Source organism: Niallia sp. FSL W8-1348 (assembly GCF_038006745.1).
In the GTDB taxonomy this organism is placed as follows: domain Bacteria; phylum Bacillota; class Bacilli; order Bacillales; family Cytobacillaceae; genus Niallia; species Niallia alba.
On sequence record NZ_JBBOVV010000003.1, the window covers coordinates 130,872 to 155,130 of the forward strand.

Below are 24,259 nucleotides of genomic sequence, written 5' to 3' on the forward strand. Positions count from 1 at the left end.
TCTCCTCCACTTGTTTAGTAAACCGTTTCTTTAAAGAAAAATCCTGTATCCAATGGTCTGTTAGGTGGTTGAATCTTCTCTATCTCAGCAAGTAAGTGATCTTTTTCATCTTCATATTGATTTGGATCTTTTAAATATAAGGTTATCGCTTGATGATAAAGAGCTGTAACCGCCATAATATATGCTGGATCTTTTAAAAGGCCATCAATTTTAAAAGAATCAACCCCAGCATCAATTAGCTCTTGTAACTCATCGATAATGCAAATATCATTTGGACTCAAAATATGTGTCCCGTTTTCATCCTGAAAAATTGGATATTTATTTTCTCTTTCTTTATCATGCAGGAAGAGGTTTTTATCTGTTTTGCTAGCTTCCAATTCAACTTCTTTCCCTTGATATTGAAAGTAATGTTCTAACAAGGTACGTTTTGATTGAAACATCGTTGTGATTCCGTGAACTTGAATTTCAATCTCCACTTCTGCATGTTCTTTTGTTTCAATTATGGCATCCATGCTAATTTCTCTTGCAAGGACAGCTCTTTTTGAACCTTTGCGTCCCCAATAATTACATGTGTACCAGTTCGTCCCTGTTGTTTCTGTATTCCAATGTAATTTCATATTTGGCGCTACTTCTCTAGCGATCATTAATACAGCTGGGTCACCATAATAAATAGCATCTGCATTCACATCCACTAGAAAACGAAGATATTCCGTTACATCCTCGATTTTATCATTATGAAAAATGGCATTTACAGCCACATACACCTTTTTCCCTCTTTGATGCGCTATTTCAATCGCCTTTTTTACTTCTTCACGATTAAATTCACCAGCTAATCTTAAACCAAATTTTTGTTCACCAATAACAAAAGCATCTGCTCCATTATCAATTAGTGGCTCTATATCGTTTATACTGGTTGGCGTTACTAGTAATTCCGGTTTTTTCATTATTATCCCCTCTTTTTACTAATTGCAATACCGTCTCCCACAGGCAAAATTGCTGTGTGATAATCCTGATTTTCCATAAGCCATTGATTATAATTTCTTATTTTACGTACTAATTGGCGAAGATTTCTACTGTCTATTTCTTCTTCAGCAACTAAACCATGAAACAAAATATTATCTGTGTACACGATTCCGTCATTTGTTAAAAACTGGCTATATAAATCGAAAAACTTTTGATACTGTCCTTTAGCGGCATCAATGAAAATGGCATCAAACGGTCCATATTGTTTGACAATCGACTCTAATTCTAGTGCATCTCCATACAACAAAACAATTTGTGATTCTCGTTTAAGCTTTTTCACATTCTCTTTCGCAACTAAGTGTCTTTGTTCATCTCTTTCGATTGTAATTATTTGCGATGATGGCAATACTTCCGCCATTCTTAATGCAGAATAACCAATAGCAGTACCAACTTCCAAAATTTTTTTAGGCTGCTGAATACGTAGTAATTGTAATAATGCTTCAATCCCTATTAATTCCATAATCGGGACTTCATTTTCTTTAGCATATTGTTCTATTTCACTTATCTGGTTACTTCTTGCTGGAATTAAATTTTCCATATAATCCAGGAGTTGTTTATTTTGCAAGGATGAGTCCCTCCTATTTTCCTTAAAGCCCTATCCTTTTGGTCTTCTACCTAAAAATAGTTAGCTTCTTCTAAAGAACCTAACAAATCAAAAACAGTGTATGAAATTTAGCTAATTACGTAATACATACTCAAAAACACTTGTACTATTTTATCATAAAATATTAGAGAATGCTAATAAATCTTTATTTATCAAAGGCTATATATATATAATCATTGACAAATTATTGAACAAATATTGCATACGAGTATAAAACAAGACTGCAGTCATTCACCTTTCTGTTTGTCTGCAGTCTTGTTTCTATCATTTCATTTGCTCTAATTATTCTCGGTAATATACTTAGCTTTCAATTCATTATGCTCATTGAGCGATTTAGAGAAATAAACTTTCCCATCTTTCGAAGCTAAAAAATAGAGATAATCTGTATCATCTGGATGCAGTGCTGCTTCCATAGAAACTGTTCCAGCATTCGCGATCGGACCAGGTGGTAATCCTACATTTTGATAAGTATTATAAGGTGAATCTACTTCGAGATCTTTATAAAGCACTCTATCTTTATGTTCACCTAACGCATACAGGACAGTAGGATCTGTTTGCAGTGGCATACCTTCTTCGATACGATTATAAAACACACTGGCAATTTTCTTACGATCGACATTCTTTGTTGCCTCTTCTTCGATTAACGAAGACATCGTTAAAAATTGATGAACGGTTAAATTATCTCTTGCAAGCTCCGTTTCATAGGCTTTTACTATACTTTCTGTTTTATCAAGCATTTCGGAAACAATTGCTTCCAGTGTTGGTTTTTCTTCATAATAAGAATAAGTTGCCGGGAATAAATACCCTTCAAGCGGATGCTTTATATTTTTTGCCCAAATTTCCGTTGTAAGAAGATCAGGATACTTAGCCATTAAACCTTTAATAAAAGCTTCATCATTTAATTGCTTCCAAATGTCTTCTTCATTTTGCTTTGTTTTCTCAGCAATAATGGCGGCAATTTCACTTAACTGATTTCCCTCAGGAATCGTCATTGTAAAAATCGGCTCTTGCATAATCTTACCTGTTTTTAAGCTATCAATAATTTCTTGAATCGACATGGACGGATTCATATGGTATTCCCCTGCCATAAAATTCGATTCATTTTTAAATTTCACATAATATTTAAATACCTTTGCATTTTTTACGAGTCCATTGTCCTCCAGCAATTGAGAAATAGTGTTAACACCTGAACCTATTGGAATATCCACAATAATTTCTTTATCACTTTTGGGATTAACTGGTTGTAATGCTGATTTTATGTAGAAATATCCTGAAGTTCCTACAATTGCAATAATCATGATTAATACAAAGGCAACAATTAATACGATTCTTCTTACTAATTTTGCTTCTTGTTGTCTCTGATGTAAATTAGCTAAAAATAACTCTTTCTTACTATTTAGAGTATTGTTTTCGTCTTTATTTTTAGTCAAACTTTTCCCTCCTTGACACACACCAATCAAACATTTTTTACATATCTCGACCTATTATACTATATTTTGCAAAAGAAGTTGTAGCTTTTAGCGAAATTTACATGTTCCTCCAAGGGCAGGAGCAATTTGTGAGAAGACTTTCCACAATAAAAAAAGAGCCCTATAGGACTCTTTTTTTATTTATTACTCTTCTTCCTGTTCTGCGAGGAATGTATTTAACATTTCTTCGACTAGATCCCATTCTTCCTCTGTTTCAATTGGAGAAAGTTCACCGTCTCCTGTTTCTTCATTTGGTATGAAGGAAGATGCGTGGATATCGATTTCTTCATCATCGCCTTCTTCTCCAAGAGGGTAGTATAATACATATGATTTTCCAAATTCATCAGATTCAAATGTAAATAAAATCTCGCATAATTGTTCATTTCCTTGTTCGTCTACAACCGTAATTGTATTTGTTTCACCGTGTTCCATATTTCCACCTCATTATTTTTGGCTGTCTAAATACCCTTGTAAAATAATAGACGCCGCCATTTTATCGATAACTTTTTTTCGTTTTTTTCTACTAACATCTGCTTCCAATAGGATTCTTTCAGCAGCCATCGTTGTTAGTCGTTCATCCCAAAAAACAACTGGCAGTTCAAATCTTTCTTCTAAAAGCTTCCCGTACATTTGACTAGCTTCTCCTCGAAAACCTATACTACCATTCATATTTTTTGGAAGTCCAACCACTATTTTACCTATATCATACTCAACAATCAAGGACGCAATACGGTCTAGACCAAATTGTTCTTTCTCTTCATCAATTTGAATCGTTTCAATTCCTTGTGCTGTCCATCCTAAAGCATCACTAACAGCAACTCCTACTGTTTTTGAGCCCACATCTAAGCCCATTAGTCGCATACATCTATTCCTCTCGTTGCCGTTTTAAATAAAACTTCACAAGTTCCTCAATAATTTCATCACGCTCTAATTTACGGATGATATTGCGTGCATCCATGTGGCGGGGAATATAAGCAGGGTCCCCGGAAAGAAGATAACCAACAATTTGATTGATGGGATTATATCCTTTTTCTTGAAGTGCATCGTATACTTGATAAAGTACTTCCTTTACATCATGTTCATATGGTTCTTCTGGAAAATTGAATCTCATTGTTTTATCGAATGAGCTCATTTTGAACACCCCATTTCCTTTTCGAACAATTTCTGTTAAGAGTTATCTACATTTTACACTACTTGTCCCTAATATCAAACGGATTTCACATATTCTTCTACAAAATCTAAAGCATCATTTAATTTAGATGGATCCTTACCGCCTGCTTGAGCCATATCTGGACGACCGCCTCCGCCGCCTCCACAAATAGAAGCTACTTCTTTTACAATCTTTCCTGCGTGGTAACCTTTATCCATTAAATCTTTCGTTACACCAGCAATTATATTTACTTTTCCTTCATTAACACTTCCTAAAACCAACACAACAGAGCCAATTTTTTGTTTTAATTCGTCTGCCATTGTACGTAGATTATTCATATCCACATTTGGTATAGAAGCTGCTAATACAGGAACTTCATTTACCATTTTTACTCGATCTACAAGATTGCCAGCCTCAATATTGCTTAATTTTGCAGCAAGCGACTCATTTTCACGCTGTAATTGCTTGACTTCCGTTAGAAGACTATCAATTCGAGTTGTAACATCTTTTGGATTTGTCTTTAATTTACTTGCAGCTTCTTTTAATAAGTGAATTTGATCTGTTAATTGTTGATATGCAGCTTGTCCAGTTACTGCTTCAATACGTCTTGTTCCCGCACCTATTCCAGCTTCCGATACAATTTTAAATAAGCCAATTGCTGAAGTGTTGTCAACATGACATCCTCCACACAATTCTAAGCTGTATTCACCCACTTGAACAACACGAACGATTTTGCCGTATTTTTCACCAAATAACGCCATAGCACCCATTGCTTTTGCTTCATTGATATCTTTGTAGTCAATTTGGACTGCAATACTTTCCCAAATTTTTTCGTTTACGATGCGTTCAATTTCATCTAATTCTTCTGCAGTAATTTGCCCGAAATGAGAAAAATCAAAACGTAAGCGATCTGATCGCACAAGGGAACCTGCCTGATTAACATGTGTTCCTAAAACATCTTTAAGTGCCTGATGCAATAAATGTGTTGCTGTATGATTTTTGACTATTTTCGAACGATTTTGGCTATCCACTTTAGCTGCTAACACATCGTTAATCCTTACAGCTCCCGTTTCGATCGTTCCTTTATGCAAGTTTTGTCCGTTAGGTGCTTTTTGAACGTCCTCGACTTTGATTGTGACATGATCTGATTTTAACGTTCCTTTATCAGCAATCTGTCCGCCACTCTCTGCATAAAAAGGTGTTTTATCTAATATAAACTGAATTTCATCGCCTGCTTCAGCTGCGTCCACTTCTTCCCCATTTTTCAACAATGCAACTATTTTTGCTTCAGTTGCCCATTGATCATAGCCAATAAACTCACTTTCTACTTTAATATTCCCTAGAACACCACTTTGAACTTGCATGCTGTCTACTTCTTGTCTTGCTTTACGGGCACGGTCACGCTGACTTTCCATTTCCTTCTCAAAGCCTTCATGATCAATGCGAAGTCCCTGTTCTTCCGCATATTCCTCTGTAAGTTCAACTGGGAATCCATACGTATCATACAAACGGAAAATATCTTCTCCTGCGATAACCCCATTTCCCTTTGCTTTCTCAATTACTTCAGAAAGAATGGCAAGCCCTTCATTTAAGGTTTCATGGAATCGTTCTTCTTCACTTTTCATTACTTTTTGAATGAATTCCGTCTTTTCTTTCACCGTTGGATAATAATCGACCATTATTTCTGCAACGACTGGAACTAGCTCAAACATAAACGGACGATTAATGTTGATTTTCTTTGCGTAGCGTACTGCTCTACGTAATAATCTTCTTAAAACATAACCTCTTCCTTCATTCGATGGAAGTGCTCCGTCGCCAATTGCAAAAGCAACTGTACGAATATGGTCTGCGATCACTTTAAATGCTTCATCACTTGAAGAATCCTTACCATACTTTACATCTGCTAATTGTTCCGTAGCATGAATAATAGGCATAAATAAGTCTGTATCGAAGTTTGTTGGAACATTTTGAACAACGGATGCCATACGTTCCAAACCCATTCCTGTATCAATATTCTTCTTTGGGAGTGGAGTATATGTTCCATCTGGATTATGGTTAAATTCAGAGAAAACTAGATTCCATACTTCTAAATAACGATCATTCTCTCCACCTGGATATAATTCAGGATCATTTATATCATCCCCATACTCTGGACCACGATCATAAAATATTTCCGTGTTAGGACCACTTGGCCCTTCGCCAATATCCCAGAAATTTCCTTCTAATCGAATGATACGATTCTCTGGCACTCCAATTTTATCTCTCCATAGAACATACGCTTCTTCATCTTCTGGATGAATCGTTACTGACAGCTTTTCTTTCTCAAAGCCGATCCACTTCTCATCAGTTAAGAACTCCCAAGCCCATTCAATTGCTTCTTCCTTAAAGTAATCCCCAATGGAGAAATTACCGAGCATTTCAAAAAAAGTATGGTGGCGAGCTGTTTTCCCTACGTTTTCAATATCATTTGTACGAATAGACTTTTGTGCATTTGTTATTCTTGGATTTTCTGGTATAACACGACCATCAAAATATTTTTTTAAGGTTGCTACTCCACTATTTATCCACAATAATGATGGATCATCATGAGGAACTAGAGATGCACTTGGTTCAATTGCATGTCCTTTTCCCTGGAAAAATTCTAAAAATTTGCTTCTTATTTCTGCGCCAGTTAAATTCTTCATCGCATTTCCTCCTATTTTTCTATATGTAATTGCTACGAATTTAGAGTTTTACCTTTTTTCTGCATAAAAAAAACTCCCATCCCTGGACAGGGACGAAAGTATTGCTCGCGGTACCACCCTGATTATGGATAAAAGTATACAAAGACACTTAAAAATTTCTATCCATCTCTCAATACTCCTTAACGCGGAAAACGGCAGTGATTAGCTGCACTCAAGAATTAGCTTTCAATTATCCTTCACTTGAAACTCCTTTCAGCCTAAGGGAATTTCTCTCTTTAAAGTGGTCTATAATCTACTTGTTTCTTTCACCATTTTTTCGATATATGCTTCATTCGAATTATACTGATTATTAGGCAGTATTGTCAATATCGGTCTATTTATATACGTTTAATTTCCGGGTCTTTTTTCCCGAAGTGTGTTCTCATATGAACGATTGCCACTTTCGCTATCGATAATAATGGAACTGCTACGATCATCCCAATCATTCCACCAACCTCTTCTCCAAGCAGAAGAGCAAACATAATAAATAGCGGATGCATATGGGTGCTTTTTCCAACTATATAAGGCGACAATATGTTCCCTTCTAGAAATTGCAAAATAATAATGATGATGACTACAATAATTAGCATTTTAACAGAAACGGTACTTGCTACGATTAAGGCAGGAATAGCACCTATGATTGGACCAAAATAGGGAATGACATTCGTTATCCCAACGATGATTCCTAATACAAGCGCAAATTTCATATGAAAAACCCAAAATAGGATCATGGATATTACTCCAATAATTGTACAAACCAATAATTGCCCTCGTATATAGCTGCCTAATGATTCATTTACGTCTTCTAAAAATAAATGAGCACTGTTGCGCCATTTATTTGGAATTAGGCCGTTAAAAGCTTTTCTTACAGCATCAATATCTTTTAACATATAAAAAGAGATGAATGGTATCAGCATAATGACAATGGAATAATTAATAATCCCCATTGCCCCATTAATTACTTTATTTAAAAGAGATTCCATCTTTGTTTCAAATAAATCAATCCCCCGGTCAACCTTTTCCTGTAAATTAAATGGCCATGACTCCATTTTATTTTGGATGGAGTCAATCAGATCTTTATATCGTGCCGCAAGCTCAGGAGCACTTTCCGTAAGTTCTTCAAGCTGATGGATAAGAATAGGAATCCCTTTATATAAGGCATAGCCAATCCCACCAAAAAAAAGGATATAAATAAGTGCAACAGATAAACCTCTATATAAGCCTTTTTTATGTAGTAATTCTACAATCGGATGTAATAAATACGTAATAAATGCTCCAATTATAAAAGGAATAATAACTTTTGTTATAAGGCTTAAAATAGGCAACCAAATCGGTGATAATTTTATAAAAACAAATAATACAATAAAAAGTAATAAGGTAAACCCTAACCGGTAATACCATTTCATTCTTATATCCATTTTCTTTCCTCCCTCATAACCTATTGTGAGAGATAAAAGGAATTTTTATGCACATCATCATTGACGAAACTTTTCAACAAAAAAAGATTGTAGATACACTTTTTTGAGCATCTACAATCTTCTAATAGACTAATTAAAACATCTTCATTACTTTTTTTTGCATTTTTTTCAATTGTTTTTGACTCATCATATTATTTTTTTGCATATAGCTCATTGCTACTACACCAGCACCAATAGCTATTGCTGTATTCATCACTTTACCCATTTTACTTTGCACTCCTTTTATATAGAAGTGAGCGCCAATGAATGTGGAGAAGAACTTAGCTTAATCGACGCTCTTCTTCTTCAAATAAGTCGTCTAGAGAACTTAAGCTTCCATCTTCTTCTACTTGATGTGTATGAATAATCCCTTTTGTTAGCGATAATTCAATAAAGCAATTCCAGCAGTAGTATTGATTGATTCCAATTTTTCCAATATCTTTGCTCTGGCAATTTGGACATTTGAGCACAGGAAACACCTCATCTTCATTCGTTTCATGAAATATTCCATCATGGAATTTCTAGTTAAGTATTCCCATTATGCTCTAAACAGCTTCCAAATATACCAGAATTTCCTTAGGAGTTGGCTTTTTTTACGAAATCTTGGAATCCTACTGGGCTATTCGAAGAAGATAACAATATTATTTTTCTCCTAAGAATTAAAAACATGTAGTGCAAACATTGGCAAAAAAAATCCCCTAAAAATGGAGATTTTCAACTTCAAAAATACTAACTTTTCATAGGGATAAGCGAGTGGATGCCTTGACAACCAATATACAACTTAAATTTATCATCTTATACTTCAGACGTTTCCATAAAGTCATACGGTGTGATATTTTCCATACCAATCATTGGATCAATTTGATTGATTTTGCCTTCGTACAATAAATCAAATGAATTCTCTGACGTCATTTCTTTCGTTTCGTCTGGTTGGTATACATCAGCGAATGCCTCTTTGATTTTTTCTTTTAAGGTAGTTTGCCGATTCAGCTCGTCATTTCGACTAACTCCCAATTCTATCGCTTCTACCTCACCGCAAAGAATTAAAAATTGTTTGCTTCTTGTGATGCCCGTATAAATGAGATTCCGTCTCAACATGCGATAATAGCTTTTAACGATAGGCATGATGACGATTGGAAACTCACTTCCTTGCGATTTGTGGACAGAGCAGCAGTAAGCAAGGGTAATTTGATTTAAATCCTGTCGTGTATAAGTTGCTTCGATACCATCGAACGAAACAATAACCATGTCTTGCTTTTCCGTATTTTCCTTCGCATAAAAAATCGATACAATCTCTCCCATATCGCCATTAAAAACATTGCTTTCTGGTTGATTGACTAGTTGAAGGACTTTATCCCCTATTCGGTATGTAACGTCTCCAAATTTCAGCTCTTTTCTGGTTCCGTCAGGATTAGGATTTAAACTTTCCTGTAAAATAGCATTTAACCGATCAATACCTGCAGGTCCTCTATACATCGGTGCCAATACTTGAATATCCATTGGTGCAAATCCCTTATTTTTTGCATTTAAAACAATTTTTTCAATTGCTTGTGGAATTTGACTGGAAGAGCACTTTATGAAGGATCGATCTCCTTGTGGTACAAGCAAATTAGCCGGTAACTGTCCCTTTTTCATTTCATGTGCTAATTCGATGATAGATGACCCTTCTGCTTGACGATAAATATCTTTCAGCTTAACAGTAGGAATACAAGCTGAATCAAGTAAATCCTTTAGAACTTGACCTGGTCCCACTGAGGGTAGTTGATCTTCGTCCCCAACAATAATGACTTGAATATGCTCAGGCAAGGCTTTAAATAATTGATGGGCTAACCAAATATCTACCATCGATGTTTCATCCACTATGAGAATTTTACCTTCGAGAGGATGATCCTCATCTCGCTCAAATGTCCCTGTCCCATTCCAACCTAACAATCGATGAATCGTAACAGCAGGTAAACCAGTCGATTCAGCCATTCGCTTTGCAGCTCTGCCAGTCGGTGCAGCAAGAATAAACGGATAGGGCTCATCATTTTTGTAATCGTTTGGATCTAAGGAACAACCATGCAATTCTCCATATAATTCAACAATTCCTTTGATTACTGTCGTTTTTCCTGTACCAGGACCACCTGTCAAAATAAGCATCGGAGACATAAGCGCCGTTTGAATCGCTTCTCGTTGCGATGGAGCATACTGAACGCCAATGCGGTCCTCCAAATTTCCTAAGGCAAGCAAAAATTCTGATTCTGGAAATTGATCCTTATATTCTGATTGTTCCATTACCCGCTTAATATTTCGTACAAGTCCTTTTTCCGAAAAAAACAAAGAAGGCAAATATATTTTTTTATCCTCAACTATAATTTTCCCTTCTTCTTCTAGCTGAATAATCTGCTCTGCTATTTGCGAAAACTCTATTTCCTCTTTTTGATTTTCTTCAAGTAACACTTTAACTTTTTCAAGCAAATATTCAGCTTGAAGATAGACATGACCTTCTTGATTACTGCTTAGCTCTAAAATATACAAGCACCCAGCTTTTAAACGATCTGGATGATTACCTGTAATTCCGATTTGTGAACCAAGATCATCTGCCTTTCCAAAACCAATCCCTTCTATATCTTCCACCAATTTATACGGATTAGTCTGAACCACTTCTAAAGTATTTTCTTTGTATACTTGATAAATTTTCATCGATAATTGTGGACCAAAACCGTATTGATTTAGCGAAACCATTGCTTGTTCTAAGCCCTGGTTTTTCATTAAGGTATCATATAATATTTTCGCTTTATCAGCTGCAAGTTTAGGCACTGTGTCTAAAATCGATGGCTGATTCATGATTTTAGATATTGCCTCTTCTCCCAATGTATCCACTATATTTTCAGCTGTTTTTTCCCCAATCCCTTTAAACAGATTACTGGATAAATAAGCCACAACCCCTTGCTTTGTTTGTGGCATTTCTTTTCGAAAGGAAGTTGCCTGCAGCTGTAGCCCGAATCTTGGATGCTCTTTAAAATCACCATAGTATGTATATGTCTCTTCTTCATTCATCTTCGGCAAATAGCCAGTAATAACCGCTTCTTTATCATCATAATCATGATTCGTTTCGTCTACTCTTATTCTTATTACAGAGTAAAGGTTCTGTTCATTATGAAAAATGGTAACAAGATGACGTCCCTTAACATACTTTTTTTCTTGTTCAAAAAGATCCAAGGAGTTCTGCTCGTTCAACTGGAATCCTCCTTTCTACGCTTTAATCTCCTATTATTTTCCTTCGATAATTTGCTTCCCATAACCGGCAAGGAGATGATCTGGTTGGATTTCTAGTGCCTTATCAAACATTTCTATTGCTTTCTCTGTTTCTTCTTTAAAACCATACGCAACGCCTAAATTATAATAAGCATCAGCGTGATTAGCATCTATTGTTATACAGGATTGAAATTGCGCAATTGCTTCCTCAATATAATCGCTTTGTGCCAAACAGAGACCTAATTGAAAATATGCCTCAGCATCTTGATTATTTAACTCAACTGCTCTCTGAAAATAAGGAATAGCAAGTTTTCCTTTTTCTAAACCAACATATGTTAATCCTAACATAAAGAAATTGTCACTTGTTTCTAATCCTTTTGCTAGTGCTTGTTCAAACATCGTTTTTGCAGATTCTAAATTTTCTTTCTCATAGTAAACAGCTCCTGCACTATAGTAGGCTGCAGCAGTAGTATCATCTATTTCTATCGCTTTTTGGTAAAAAGATAACGCTCTTGTCTCGTCTCCTAAAGCAGATAAAACATTCCCAAAATTAACGTAAGAAACGGCATTATTCGGATTCTTCTCAATCTCTTCCATAAAAAACTTTGCTGCTTCTTCCCATTTACCTTCTTGCATATATTGTATTCCTAATTGACTATTATCCATCTTAAAACACTCCATTTCTAATTGGTAGTATAGCATATTTTCTAATCAAAAATGAGAAAACCAATAGCACAAAAGAAACTAGCAAATCATCCTACTTCAGGAAAATTGCTAGCTACTTTTACGATATGTAAAAAACAAGGTTGGGACATAACTAAATAGATACTCTGTAAAGACGAACAATTTCTAATCTAGCTAGTAAATAGCAGCTGCTTTCGCATACTTTTTACAAGAGGAAATATAATTAGTTGGAAAAACAGAGCAGCCGGAATACACGAAGACGCCAAGGGGATTAGCGAGACAGTCTGAGACCCCGGAGGCGAAGCTGAGAAAGCTTAAGCTTTGCCCCACGGAAAGCGAAGTGTATTCCGGCTGCGGGGAATTGCACTAAACTTCATGGAAACATCCTTTTAAAAACAAATAAAAAACCAAACAATTATACGGAACTTTTATTAGTATCTTCGTATAATTGTTTGGATTTATCTTTGGCTGGAATACTTATGTCCCAGTCCCGTTCACCATTAACCTACATATGTTAATCTTTCATTATCCCGAAATACTTTGTCAATCGTTCCACCGCCTAAGCATTCTTCCCCTTGATAGAACACCACTGCTTGACCTGGTGTAACGGCACGAATTGGCTCATGGAAAATAACTTTCACTGTATTTTCATCGATAATCTCTACCGTCACTTTATTATCTGGTTGACGGTAACGGAATTTAGCTGTGCATTCAAACGATGTACCAATTCTATCTTTAGACACCCAGCTAATATTAGTTGCGATAATACTGTCAGAATACAATAATTCATGATGGAAACCTTGTCCTACGTATAAAACATTTCTCTTTAAATCCTTGCCGATAACAAACCAAGGTTCTCCACTTCCACCAATGCCAAGTCCATGTCTTTGTCCAATTGTATAATACATAAGCCCATCATGACGACCTACTATTTCTCCATCCATTGTTTCCATATTCCCTTTTTGGGCAGGAAGAAATCCACTTAAGAATTCTTTAAAATTACGTTCTCCAATAAAACAAATACCTGTGCTGTCTTTTTTAGTTGCAGTTGCAAGATTTGCTTTAGCAGCAAGTTCACGAACCTTTGATTTTTCCATGCCACCAATAGGGAACATTACTTTGCTTAATTGTTCTTCTGTTAGTTGATTTAAAAAGTAAGTTTGGTCTTTATTATCATCTTTTCCTCTAAGCATTTTGACTTGTCCATCTTCTCTAACAACTTGTGCATAATGTCCTGTTGCTAGATAATCAGCGCCAAGGCTCATCGCATGCTCTAAGAAAGCTTTGAATTTAATTTCTTTATTACACATCACATCAGGATTAGGTGTTCTACCTGCTTTATATTCATCAAGAAAATAAGTAAATACTTTATCCCAGTATTGTTTTTCAAAATTCACCGCATAATAAGGAATCCCTAATTGATTGCAGACACGAATAACATCTTCATAATCCTCTGTTGCTGTGCAGACACCAAATTCGTCTGTATCATCCCAGTTTTTCATGAATATACCAATAACATCGTATCCTTGCTCTTTTAAAAGAAGTGCTGCAACAGATGAATCTACTCCACCGGACATTCCAACTACTACACGGGTATCTTTCGGTGCTTTTTCCATTTCCATTTCCCCCTTAGCCCTTCCCTTAACACGGAAGGGAAGGTTATCATTTTGTCAGACGGTTAATGATTTTGACTAATTCATGACCGACCTTTTCTATTTGTTGTTCCGTATTATTTAAACCAAAGCTAAATCGAATCGAATTTTTCGTTCTTTCCGATTCTTTACCAAACATGCTTACTAACACATGGGAAGGTTCGATTGATCCTGCTGTACAAGCTGAACCACTTGAAGCCGCAATACCTGCTAAATCGAGATTAACTAACATCGCTTCGACATTTGTACCAGGAAAGCTTAAGTTTAAAACATGTGGTAAGGTATTATCAACTAATCCGTTTTGTTTAAATGAAATATTATTTTCTTTTAAGATGCCGATAAGTATTTCTTTGTATTTTTTATATTGCTCTCTCTTATGGAATCTATCCTGCTCGGCAATCTCTACTGCTAGCTGAAAACCAGCTACAGAAGGAACATTTTCTGTCCCTGCTCTTCTCTTTTTCTCTTGTTCCCCACCAAAAAATCGGGGATTTAACTTAATGCCGTTTCTAACATATAAAAACCCAATACCTTTAGGTCCATTAATCTTATGGGAAGAAACAGATAAAAGGTCAATATGCTGTTCTTTTACATCGATTTCCTCTAAACCATAGGCTTGTACGGCATCTGTGTGAAATACTGCAGGATGCTCTTTTAACAATAAACCAATTTCTTTAATTGGCTGAATCGAACCTATTTCGTTATTACCATACATTATGGTAACAAGTATTGTATCTTCTCTTAATGCCGTTTTAAATTCATTTAAATCTATTACTCCGTATTCATTAACGGGAAGATAAGTAATCTCGTAGCCTTTTTTCTCTAATTCTTGGCAAGCATGCAATACGGCATGATGTTCGATTTCTGTTGTGATAATATGTTTTCCTTTTGTTTCTTTTCCTTCAGCAATTCCAAAGATAGCATAATTATCTGCCTCCGTTCCACCACTCGTAAAAATAATTTCATTTTCGAGTGCGCCAATACTAGAAGCTATTACCGCCCTTGCATTATCTAAAATATTTCTTGCCTGTCTTCCATAAGTATGAATACTCGATGGATTTCCAAATTGATCTTTCATGATTTCATACATTTTGTCAATTACCTTTGGATGCATGGGAGAAGTTGCCGCATGATCCACATAAATATGTTCCACGTTATTCACCTACATTTAGTTAGTATCTTTTTATGTTACTGTTTTCTATAAGATTGTTGTTTTTAATAGGGAAAATTTATATATTGGAAAACTGAGCAGCAGCCTGAATATACATAGACTCCTTTGGGATATCGAGGAGGGCACTGAAAAACTGGCTAGTTAATGATAATGGGCAATAGCCACTTTTTAAACATAAGATGATCGATTTGTTTTCCGAGGCGTCCGCTCGCTTTCCATGGGGCGAGCGCCAAGCCTCCTCGTCACTACGTTCCTGCGGGGTCTCGGACTTTCTCGCAGCTCCCATAGGAGTCGAGCGGACGCCTCTCCAAACCAACCTTATTTTCACTTTCAAAAATGCTTGCTCTTCATTTCGCACGAAAAAAAGACTTTTTCAGTGGCCTCGATAGCGAGACAGATGAGCCAGCCAAGGGGGCTCAAGCGTAGCCCCATGGAAAGCGAATTGTATTCAGGCTGCGGGTTACTAGCAACAAACTTTACGAAAACAGCTTTTTATATATAAAACATATAACCGTCTGAACTGCCGTCTTCTTTATGATTAGCTAAGTCTTCTATTGTTGTTGAATCCAACACATCTTTTACAGCATCTCTAATTTTCATCCATAATGCTTTTTTGGCTGGTTCTTCATCTTCGATTCCTTCGACCGGACTAATCGGTCCTTCTAATATGCGAATAATGTCTCCAGCAGTAATTTTATTTGGTTCATCCCCTAAAACATACCCACCATATGCTCCGCGAATACTACGTACATAACCAGCATTACGCAATGGTGCAACTAATTGTTCTAAGTAATGCTCCGATAAATTATTTGTTTGAGCAATAGATTTTAAGGAAATCGGTCCTTCTCCATGCTTCTTTGCTAACTCCATCATAATGGTTAATCCATATCTTCCTTTAGTTGATATCTTCATTATTTTGCCTCCTGCTCCATATTATGTTGGTGAATATTATTCACTGTTCTTTCGCTTCGATTCAGTATATAGTTCGTCCATTTTGTACACTGTGGGATACTCCATCCGGCAATTCTTCCTATTAAAACAGCATAGATAATCGTCCCCCAAGATACGGGTCCCCCGAGCATCCATCCTATTACTAAAACAATCGCCTCCATAAATAACCTCGTTTTTGCGATACTTCCACCAAATTTTTCGGATAAGACGATCATTAGACTATCACGAGGTCCGGCACCAAGTTTTGCAGAAATATAGATTCCCATTCCGTAGCCCATTATGATCAACCCAATTAAAAACATGATCCATTTTTGATATAAGGAGGAAGGGGTATTCATAAAAGGAAGGAGTAAAAAGAGATCAATAAAGGCTCCTACTAACACCATATTTAATAAAGCCCCAAACTGTGGAAGCTTCTTGGAAAGAATCGCAGCAATTAATAATATTAAAAATCCAACTATTATTGCCCAGCTGCCAATGGTTAGACCAAACTGAATATGTAATCCAATATTCAAAATATCCCAAGGGGCTGAACCTAAATTTGCTGTTATAACTAAAACAATACCTAATGACATAATCAAAAGCCCTAAAATAAAAATAGCTAGTCGTTTAACCGGTTTATCTTGGCTTATTAATGCTTTCATTTGTAGCCCCTTTTAATTTCCCTATAGTATGCGGTTTTTCTGTATAATTGCCATTAAGCATTATAGCATAATTACTTATGAATTGTTGGTATAAAGACCTAATATTCATCCTTTATCCAGTATAATTATTTTATATCCTATCTATTCAATAGGATATCATATTTTTTCACTTTGCATAATAATTAGTGGATTTATCCATTTACATGGGGAGGCTATTATTTTTTCTTTTAGAAAATCTCGTAAATTAGATTAAAAAGATTTTGCTCTACTTCCCGCAGGAATAATATGACAAGGAGGCTTGGCACTCGTCCCACGGAAAGCGAAATGTATTTAGTCTGGGGGTGATAACCACAAACCATCTTTGTAAAATGAATAAAAAACCCAAACAATTATACGAAATTCTTTTAGCATCTTCGTGTAATTGTTTAGGTTTATATTTGGTTGGAATACTTATGTCCCAGCCCATTCTATTTAGTGGTTTCTTTCCATTAATTTAGTTGTAGATAGTGCCATGATTTTTATCCCATGTAGTAAGCTATTTAGCTGAAAATGCATGTCAGGATGGTGTAAACCTGGCTGCAAATCAGTACCTAATCCGATCATGGTTGTTTGAAGTTGTTCATTTACTTTTGCATAATAATGAAAATCTTCTCCTCCAGGTGTTATTGGTGGTTTTACAAGCCCTTCTTTCCCAAGTATATCTTTAATGCTTCTTGCTACTATTTCCTCCATCCATTTATTAGGACTTGCTGCTGGCATTTCGGATAATAGTTCTAATTCTATTCTTGCTCCATTTGCCTCTCCTGCTAGTTTTACTTGGCTCTCTAATCTGGAAATTAATTGAGCCATCGCTTCATTGGTTTGGGCACGAACATCGATCCCAAACTCGGCATAATCTGGGATAATGTTGAAATTTTTCCCTCCTGCTTGTGCAAAAGTTAATTTTGCGGATGCTGGAATGATCGGATTTAAAGGAATAGAACGGATCGCCACATTGATTGCTGTAAGACTATCGATTACATTTATACCTAAGTGAGGTCTTGCTGCATGTGCCTGCATTCCATATATTTTCCCTTTAAAGCTTGCTGCTGCACCATGATAAATAGCAGGAGAGCATTCGCCAAATCTCATTTCTTGAATTGGCCGTACATGCAGTCCTAATAAATAATCCACATCATCTAAAAGCCCCTTATTAATAAAAGAAATTGCCCCTGCACCAGTCTCTTCGGCCGGCTGAAAAAGAGACTTAATCTTTCCTTTTGGTTCAAAACCCAATTCCTTCAGACATCTTAAAGTAAAAAGTAAAATAGTTGTATGTGCATCATGACCGCATGAATGATTTGCTTTCCATTTCCCTTTAACTTGTTGCCATAATGCGTCCATATCTGCTCGAAGGCCAACGACAGGAGCATTACCTTCTCCCCATACACCTACAATACCAGTTTGATCATTAAATAATTCATAAGAGATTGATAATTTCTCTAGTTCATTCTTTATAAATTGAGTTGTTTTAACTTCCTCCCAACTTATTTCTGCATTATTATGAAGAAACTGGTACATTTCTATTATATTTTCCTTTTGCCTATCTACCCAGCCGTCAATTTGCTCGCGCATTTTTCCCCTCCTAGTTTATGCACCTCGTTATTCAGCTTGTATTGTTTTGCTAAAACAAGCGACTTTGCCTGAGCTTACAATATAATAATTCACTGGTTCATTTGTCTTTTGAAAAGAATGAATGATATATCCCATTTCAAACAAGTGATTACATGCATTTCGTAGCATGATGCGCCATTTTTTTGCTATCGCAATGTCTCTTTCTTTTATTGTATGTATGTTATTTGGAACAGGAACCTTATAGAATTCTGCCTTTTTGGAAATTGATTCTACGAATAATGGCACAGGAATATCTGCCGCCATTTCCCAAGTAACAATCGATTGAATTTGCTCCTCCGCCGGAATATTATTAACAGATTTCCCCTTAAGACTCCACTCTAATAAAAAACGGTCTGAAGGAAGACCACTATTTAATTCATCGTCCATTATTCCATAATGATCGGAATAATATGTTTTGACTGCTCCTCCTAATTTTGCAATATTAAGAAAGGCATTACGTGATTCTAGCGGATCAAAAGTCCAGATAATTTTTTTATAGCCACGCTCCAAAGCTAATTCTTTTTGTTTAACTTTCATTTTAAAGCCCAATCCAGCATTTCTTTCCTTATCCTTTACTGCCATCATATGTGACACCAAATATACTTCATTTTGATGAAAGCCAGGAAAACCATAGCAAAAACCGACTAATTCTTTCTTGAGAAAAGCCCCTATAATGATCCCTCCATTATGAAGGGAGGCAACCAAAAATGGAAAAGGCATCGTATTCTTCTTCCCCCAAATTAAATCTTGAAAAACAACCACCATTTGGATTTCATCTTTTGCGGTCACTTCTCTTATCATATAAGGTTTCACTTTATTTGTTCTCCCCTTAACTATATAGATAGATTAGGATATACCTTCTTCGAAATCATATGTTGATTAATCACTTCTTCGTTTAAGTCGAATCCAATACCAGCTCCTGAGGGCACATCTATTTTTCCTGGGGTAGACAATGTGACTTCTGGACAGATGATATCCTTTTTCCAGTATCGATTGGAAGCAGATGTATCTCCTGCTATAGTAAAGGCTGGGAGTGTTGTAATCGCGATATTATGCGCTCTGCCAATACCGCCTTCCAGCATTCCTCCACACCATACAGGGATACCATGTTTTTCACATAAATCATGAATTTTCTTCGATTCGGTCAATCCACCAACACGGCCAATCTTAATATTAATAATTTTACAACTTCCTAATTCAATCGCTTTTCGCGCATCTTCTACGGAATGAATACTTTCATCTAGACATATTGGTGTAGCAAGCTCGCTCTGTAGGATAGAATGGTCAATAATATCATCATATGCTAACGGCTGTTCAATCATCATCAATTTAAGTGGATCTAATTCTTTGATTCTTTCAATGTCTGCTAATGTATACGCAGAGTTAGCATCCGCCATTAACGGTATTTCATATCCAAAAGTCTGTCTTATTTTCGTTAAAGGCTCCAAATCATAACCAGGTTTAATTTTTACTTTGATTTTTTTATAGCCCTCTGACAAAAAACGATCCACCTTTGATAAAAGCATCTCTGTAGTAGGTTCAATTCCAATGCTAACCCCTACATCAATCGAAGTTTGTACACCACCAAGTGCTTTAGAAAGAGAAATACCTAATTTCTTACTATATAAATCCCATATCGCTCCTTCTAAAGCTGCTTTTGCCATATTATTTCTTCTGATAGGAGCGAATCTTTTTGAAACTTCATCTGGATGATTTATTTCTTCTTTTAACAAGAGTGGTATCAAAAACTCATTTAACATGTAAATGACTGTTCCAGTCGTTTCCTCATTATAAGTAGGATCAGGTAAAGCGACAGACTCTCCATAGCCAATGTGCTCTCCACTATATATTTTAATTATAAGAAAATCCTTCTCTAACAGTTTGCCAAAGCTCGTCTCAAAAGGACTAACCAACGGCATTTTTACATGCTGAACTTCTATTTTATCGATTTGCACCATTTCACGCCCTTTTCATCAAGTCTCTTTATTCTATTTTAATAGTTATTTGAATTCACTAGTGTTGCATAAATTTTGTTAGAATATTCAGTTTAAATATGTCCCCTGTTAAGAGCCAAAAAAGTAAATACCCAACTAAAGGTGGATCCATCCATTTGGAAATTTTTTTACAATTAGACTTAAGAGACGACGACAATTTGTTTATTAAGGAATGGTTTTTCCTTCAATCTTTCGAAGCCAAATATGTGCTGGTTTCCACAAAGCTGCCCGTAAATATCGGCTAATTTGTAGGGTTTTTCGTTTACTTTTTGTCTCGATTTGTGCGAGAACATGCAGGCAAAAAACAATAAGTGCGATAAACACTTGATTCTGAATTGCCCATTCGCTTTGGCCGTAAAACTTTTTGATATGGAGATGTTGTTTAATCCATTTGAAAAATAACTCAATCGCCCAGCGTGATTTATACATCTTTGAGATTTCTTCAGCACTTAAATCAAAACGATTTGTGATTAAATGAAGCTCATTTCCTTTTGAATCAATCACTTTTAGAAGACGAAAGTAATTTTCGGCACGGTTTTGCGTCGTACCAATCAACACCATTTGATCCGACAAAACAGATGTATTCTCGGGTAGTTTAAAATCGTAAACCTCCCGTATGACTGCGTTTTTTCGCAGCCTAGAAAGGAAAAAGTAGCCGTCATCTGTCATCCGATCAAAGCGTTCGTAGTCTAAGTAACCACGGTCAAACACATACATACATTCCTTGTCATCAACCATTACTTCAAGCTGACCGCGGTCATGTTCTTTGGCCGTTGTCATAATGGCCTTTTCGGGATAGGATATACCTTTTTCCATAAACACAAGGCGTAAGTGCAATTTAACACCCGCTTTTGTTTTGCGGAATTTTGCCCATTTATGATTAGTCAAATTGAGAGGCAATGTGCTTGAATCAATGATTTTTAATGGCATCACAAGTTTCGTGTTGTGCGTTTTGGCATGAATTTGTGAAACTAAATCAAGGAAAAGCTTTTGGAATAAGTCTGGATTCATGCCATTTAAACGGCGTGAGAGTTGGGAAATACTGATAGAATCAAGATCAATGCCCTTTTGCAGTTGATCATCGAAAAGACAATCGCTCAGCGCATGCAGACTTTCGACTTCTTCTAGCTGCGCAAAAAGTAATAATTTTAGAAATGACTCTGTCGTTAGTTTTTTCGTATAGAAATCTAATTTCAACGTTTTCACGTTTTCTTCAAATAATTGAAGATTTATTGGTGAAAACCATTGTCCAAATGAAGTTTTTCGTGTAATCTTGTCCATGCGATAGTCCTTTTTAGTGGATTTGGACGGGTTACCACCTAACTTATCCATTATAAAGGACTTTTTCTTTGCATAAAATGATAAAATTGAACATTTCAAGTATTTTTAATAGTTAAATTAAATTAACGCAACACTAGTGATTTGAATTTTGTGTGTAAATTTATTTAAAAAGTCGAAATATCTTAGAAAAAGTTTATAGCTATTACTCGCAGCCTAAATACACAAAAGTGTGCTTACACAGAGTAAACACACTTTGTATATCATTATATTTATTTGGCCATTTTATTGATAACATACTTTCCTGGTGTTATTCCTTCATACTGCTTAAAAATCCTTATAAAAGTATTAACATTTTTACACCCTACCATTTCGCCAACTTCTGATACCATATATTTACCTGATTTCAATAAATCCTTGGATTTTTCTACCTTCAGCTGGTTTACATAATTTTTAAAAGAAGACTTCAAATGATCTTTGATCAACTTGCTTACATAGGATTCACTTAATTGAAAATGATCTGCAACTTCCCCTAAGGAAAGATCGTTTGTGTAATTATCTTGAATATAACTGATAACACTTTCTACAGTTGAAAGTTTAAGAGAATGTTTTTCTCCTAGAAGAAGCATTAACTCATTGAAAATATCGATAAAGGTGCTCTTTAAAATCTCAATATCGGTACTGTTCAAATGAAAAAACAAAGCCTTATTCTCTTTCAAAAAATCGCCAAACGGTAAATTAAATTTATTCAAGATTCTTTTTAATGTGTTGATAAGGGCATTTCTAAAATCATAAATACTAAATATATCCATGCTTTCTTCTCTAAAATTTGTTTCGACAATCTCCTTTATCAGTTTTTCAGCTTGCTTCAAGTCTCTTTTCTGCATAAAATTTATTAAAATACTTTCCGTCTCCACACTATAGAAGTATTCTTTTTCAGACGTTAAAGGAACATTGCTGGTACATAAACATTTTGTATCGATAAAAGAATATTTCTGTTCCATAAGCTGAAAAGATGACTTAAATATATCTGGTAAATCTATTAACGAAGAAAAAGCTTGCGAGAGGGTAAAAGTTATTTCTATTCCTAATTCTTGCTCTATTCTATGAATCATTCTATTTAACATCTCTAAAATAAGATGCTGATTTTTTTCTGCAAAAAATAAGCAAAAATGTTGATAATCAATCGGAAATGATATGAATTTTTGGTTGGGATCTTTGTCATTAAATAAAGCTAATACTTTTTTTCTTAATGTCAAAATATTGCCTTCACTTAAAGTTGATTCCCACTCTGAAATTCCCTCCATTGATACAATTGCAAGAATTCCACCGTCACGGAATGGATCTAACTGAAGAAGATTCAATCTTTTCTCTATAAACTGCTTATCATAATTTTCATAAATGATATTCTTTAAAAAGTTCTCTTGTAAATCGCTTAATGAGCTTTCTTGCAATTGCACTAAATTTTTATTGATTTTATTTATATCATGAATATTAGAGATAATATAATCTAGTTCATTTTTTATATACTCTTCTGTATTATTCTTTTTTTCACCGCTTTTTATGTTTTTGATAATTTCTTCAATCGGTGAATACGATTTTCTACTTAAGATTGTAGTTAGAATGAAACCGAGCAGAAGTAATACGAACAAAATTATTGCTATGCTCTTAATGGTATGAATCGGTAACCCTATTCCTTTATGTACATTCGTTATATATAAATAATTAATTGTTGGTATCGCATTGGAACCCTTTTGATAGCCATCATAATCATTTAATGAACGAGAAACAATTTGATTTTCATGCGTATTTTCCACTGGTAAAAAACTAGATAGTATGTTTTCCCCTCTATTTGCGGTAGAGGCTAAGGTAGACTCATTGACAATCCCAAAAATACCATTCTCATCTGGTAAATTCGTCATTAACAAGTCCTTTTTCTCCCATACAATAAAAAAGTAAAGGTTTTGCTTTTCCTGATGATAATAGATTTTATGAACAATGATTAATTTGTCATTTGCATCATAGCATTGTAAATCATTGTTTCCTTCCGAACCCATAAATCCTTTTAATTTCTCCAAATTCTTATCCATATGAATAAATTTCATGTAGTCTTTAAACAAAAAATAACCATCAGAGCTCGTTACATCTGTCCCAAAATCTTTTAAAACAGCAAGATTAAACCCTAATTGATCATTCGAAAAATGATTGCCTGTTAACTCATTAAACAATTTACTATATGTATTGTAATCAAACTGATTCTTTTCTAAGAACTCCACAATAACATCTTGTTGGGATAGCAGCTTGACCACATTTAACGAAACATCTAAACGATAGTCAATTATATTACTTTCCCTTTCAAGAAACATTTCATTTAATTTATCCAATTCTAGCCTATTCTGGGAATACTCTTGGGAAATTGTAACAAATAGAATGATAGAAGTATAAATAATGATAACAACGGAGAATGACAGAAAAATTTTCTTAAAGATAGTTTTCCGAAACATTATATCCCCCTCTTTTTGTTATTATTCAACTTATATTTGTGCGATTATAATGAAAAACAATA

At 35.3% G+C, this 24,259-nt stretch carries 21 protein-coding genes and 1 other annotated feature; all 21 genes read right to left on the reverse strand.

Annotated elements, in window-relative coordinates; all coding sequences use genetic code 11:
- Positions 1–14: 14 nt before the first annotated feature.
- On the reverse strand, positions 15–944 hold the full coding sequence (locus tag NST60_RS23445) for a peptidase U32 family protein (protein WP_169188871.1): 930 nt from the start codon (positions 942–944) through the stop codon (positions 15–17).
- A 2-nt stretch (positions 945–946) separates the two neighbouring features.
- Entirely contained in the window at positions 947–1,588 is a 642-nt protein-coding gene (locus tag NST60_RS23450; RefSeq protein ID WP_226752509.1) for an O-methyltransferase, read from the reverse strand.
- A 317-nt stretch (positions 1,589–1,905) separates the two neighbouring features.
- The gene (mltG, locus tag NST60_RS23455) at positions 1,906–3,057 is read right to left on the reverse strand and encodes an endolytic transglycosylase MltG (RefSeq protein WP_341100474.1); all 1,152 of its coding nucleotides are present in this window, start codon (positions 3,055–3,057) and stop codon (positions 1,906–1,908) included.
- Positions 3,058–3,240: 183 nt separating this feature from the next.
- On the reverse strand, positions 3,241–3,528 hold the full coding sequence (locus tag NST60_RS23460; RefSeq protein WP_016202909.1) for a DUF1292 domain-containing protein: 288 nt from the start codon (positions 3,526–3,528) through the stop codon (positions 3,241–3,243).
- Between the two features lie 12 nt (positions 3,529–3,540).
- Positions 3,541–3,957 carry a Holliday junction resolvase RuvX gene (gene ruvX, locus NST60_RS23465; protein WP_016202908.1) on the reverse strand — a complete coding sequence of 139 codons (417 nt, stop codon included), beginning with the start codon at positions 3,955–3,957 and terminating at the stop codon, positions 3,541–3,543.
- 4 nt (positions 3,958–3,961) lie between these two features.
- Positions 3,962–4,228 (reverse strand): IreB family regulatory phosphoprotein, encoded by a 267-nt coding sequence (locus NST60_RS23470; RefSeq protein ID WP_016202907.1) that lies wholly within the window; start codon positions 4,226–4,228, stop codon positions 3,962–3,964.
- A gap of 74 nt (positions 4,229–4,302) precedes the next feature.
- Complete coding sequence (alaS, locus tag NST60_RS23475; RefSeq protein WP_169188873.1) at positions 4,303–6,930, reverse strand: alanine--tRNA ligase; 2,628 nt, start codon at positions 6,928–6,930, stop codon at positions 4,303–4,305.
- Positions 6,931–7,015: 85 nt separating this feature from the next.
- Positions 7,016–7,248, reverse strand: a binding site (T-box leader).
- A 59-nt stretch (positions 7,249–7,307) separates the two neighbouring features.
- Positions 7,308–8,387 (reverse strand): AI-2E family transporter, encoded by a 1,080-nt coding sequence (locus NST60_RS23480; RefSeq protein WP_224428005.1) that lies wholly within the window; start codon positions 8,385–8,387, stop codon positions 7,308–7,310.
- Between the two features lie 133 nt (positions 8,388–8,520).
- On the reverse strand, positions 8,521–8,652 hold the full coding sequence (locus NST60_RS23485; protein WP_084668708.1) for a DUF3918 family protein: 132 nt from the start codon (positions 8,650–8,652) through the stop codon (positions 8,521–8,523).
- Between the two features lie 55 nt (positions 8,653–8,707).
- Positions 8,708–8,896, reverse strand: coding sequence for a hypothetical protein (locus NST60_RS23490; RefSeq protein WP_016202904.1), 189 nt, complete (start codon positions 8,894–8,896; stop codon positions 8,708–8,710).
- A gap of 325 nt (positions 8,897–9,221) precedes the next feature.
- Positions 9,222–11,648: an SF1B family DNA helicase RecD2 gene (recD2, locus tag NST60_RS23495; protein ID WP_169188874.1), complete on the reverse strand. Its 2,427-nt coding sequence runs from the start codon at positions 11,646–11,648 to the stop codon at positions 9,222–9,224.
- Between the two features lie 33 nt (positions 11,649–11,681).
- Positions 11,682–12,332 (reverse strand): tetratricopeptide repeat protein, encoded by a 651-nt coding sequence (locus NST60_RS23500; RefSeq protein ID WP_016202902.1) that lies wholly within the window; start codon positions 12,330–12,332, stop codon positions 11,682–11,684.
- A 518-nt stretch (positions 12,333–12,850) separates the two neighbouring features.
- The gene (gene mnmA / locus NST60_RS23505; protein WP_016202901.1) at positions 12,851–13,966 is read right to left on the reverse strand and encodes a tRNA 2-thiouridine(34) synthase MnmA; all 1,116 of its coding nucleotides are present in this window, start codon (positions 13,964–13,966) and stop codon (positions 12,851–12,853) included.
- A 46-nt stretch (positions 13,967–14,012) separates the two neighbouring features.
- Entirely contained in the window at positions 14,013–15,155 is a 1,143-nt protein-coding gene (locus NST60_RS23510) for a cysteine desulfurase family protein (RefSeq protein ID WP_101730771.1), read from the reverse strand.
- 510 nt (positions 15,156–15,665) lie between these two features.
- Positions 15,666–16,085 (reverse strand): cysteine metabolism transcriptional regulator CymR, encoded by a 420-nt coding sequence (gene cymR / locus NST60_RS23515; RefSeq protein ID WP_101730770.1) that lies wholly within the window; start codon positions 16,083–16,085, stop codon positions 15,666–15,668.
- Positions 16,085–16,768: a YczE/YyaS/YitT family protein gene (locus NST60_RS23520; RefSeq protein ID WP_169188876.1), complete on the reverse strand. Its 684-nt coding sequence runs from the start codon at positions 16,766–16,768 to the stop codon at positions 16,085–16,087. The genes cymR and NST60_RS23520 overlap by 1 nt, the downstream gene beginning before the upstream one ends.
- Before the next feature lie 471 nt (positions 16,769–17,239).
- The gene (locus NST60_RS23525; protein WP_016202897.1) at positions 17,240–18,382 is read right to left on the reverse strand and encodes a M20 peptidase aminoacylase family protein; all 1,143 of its coding nucleotides are present in this window, start codon (positions 18,380–18,382) and stop codon (positions 17,240–17,242) included.
- 27 nt (positions 18,383–18,409) lie between these two features.
- Positions 18,410–19,234 (reverse strand): hypothetical protein, encoded by an 825-nt coding sequence (locus NST60_RS23530; protein ID WP_341100484.1) that lies wholly within the window; start codon positions 19,232–19,234, stop codon positions 18,410–18,412.
- A gap of 20 nt (positions 19,235–19,254) precedes the next feature.
- Positions 19,255–20,376: an o-succinylbenzoate synthase gene (gene menC, locus NST60_RS23535; RefSeq protein ID WP_169189703.1), complete on the reverse strand. Its 1,122-nt coding sequence runs from the start codon at positions 20,374–20,376 to the stop codon at positions 19,255–19,257.
- A 204-nt stretch (positions 20,377–20,580) separates the two neighbouring features.
- A complete protein-coding gene (locus tag NST60_RS23540; protein ID WP_100525938.1) occupies positions 20,581–21,696 on the reverse strand; it encodes an IS4 family transposase in 1,116 nt (371 codons plus the stop codon).
- A gap of 269 nt (positions 21,697–21,965) precedes the next feature.
- Positions 21,966–24,197, reverse strand: a complete 2,232-nt coding sequence (locus NST60_RS23545; protein WP_254415445.1) for a helix-turn-helix transcriptional regulator — start codon at positions 24,195–24,197, stop codon at positions 21,966–21,968.
- Positions 24,198–24,259: the final 62 nt, after the last annotated feature.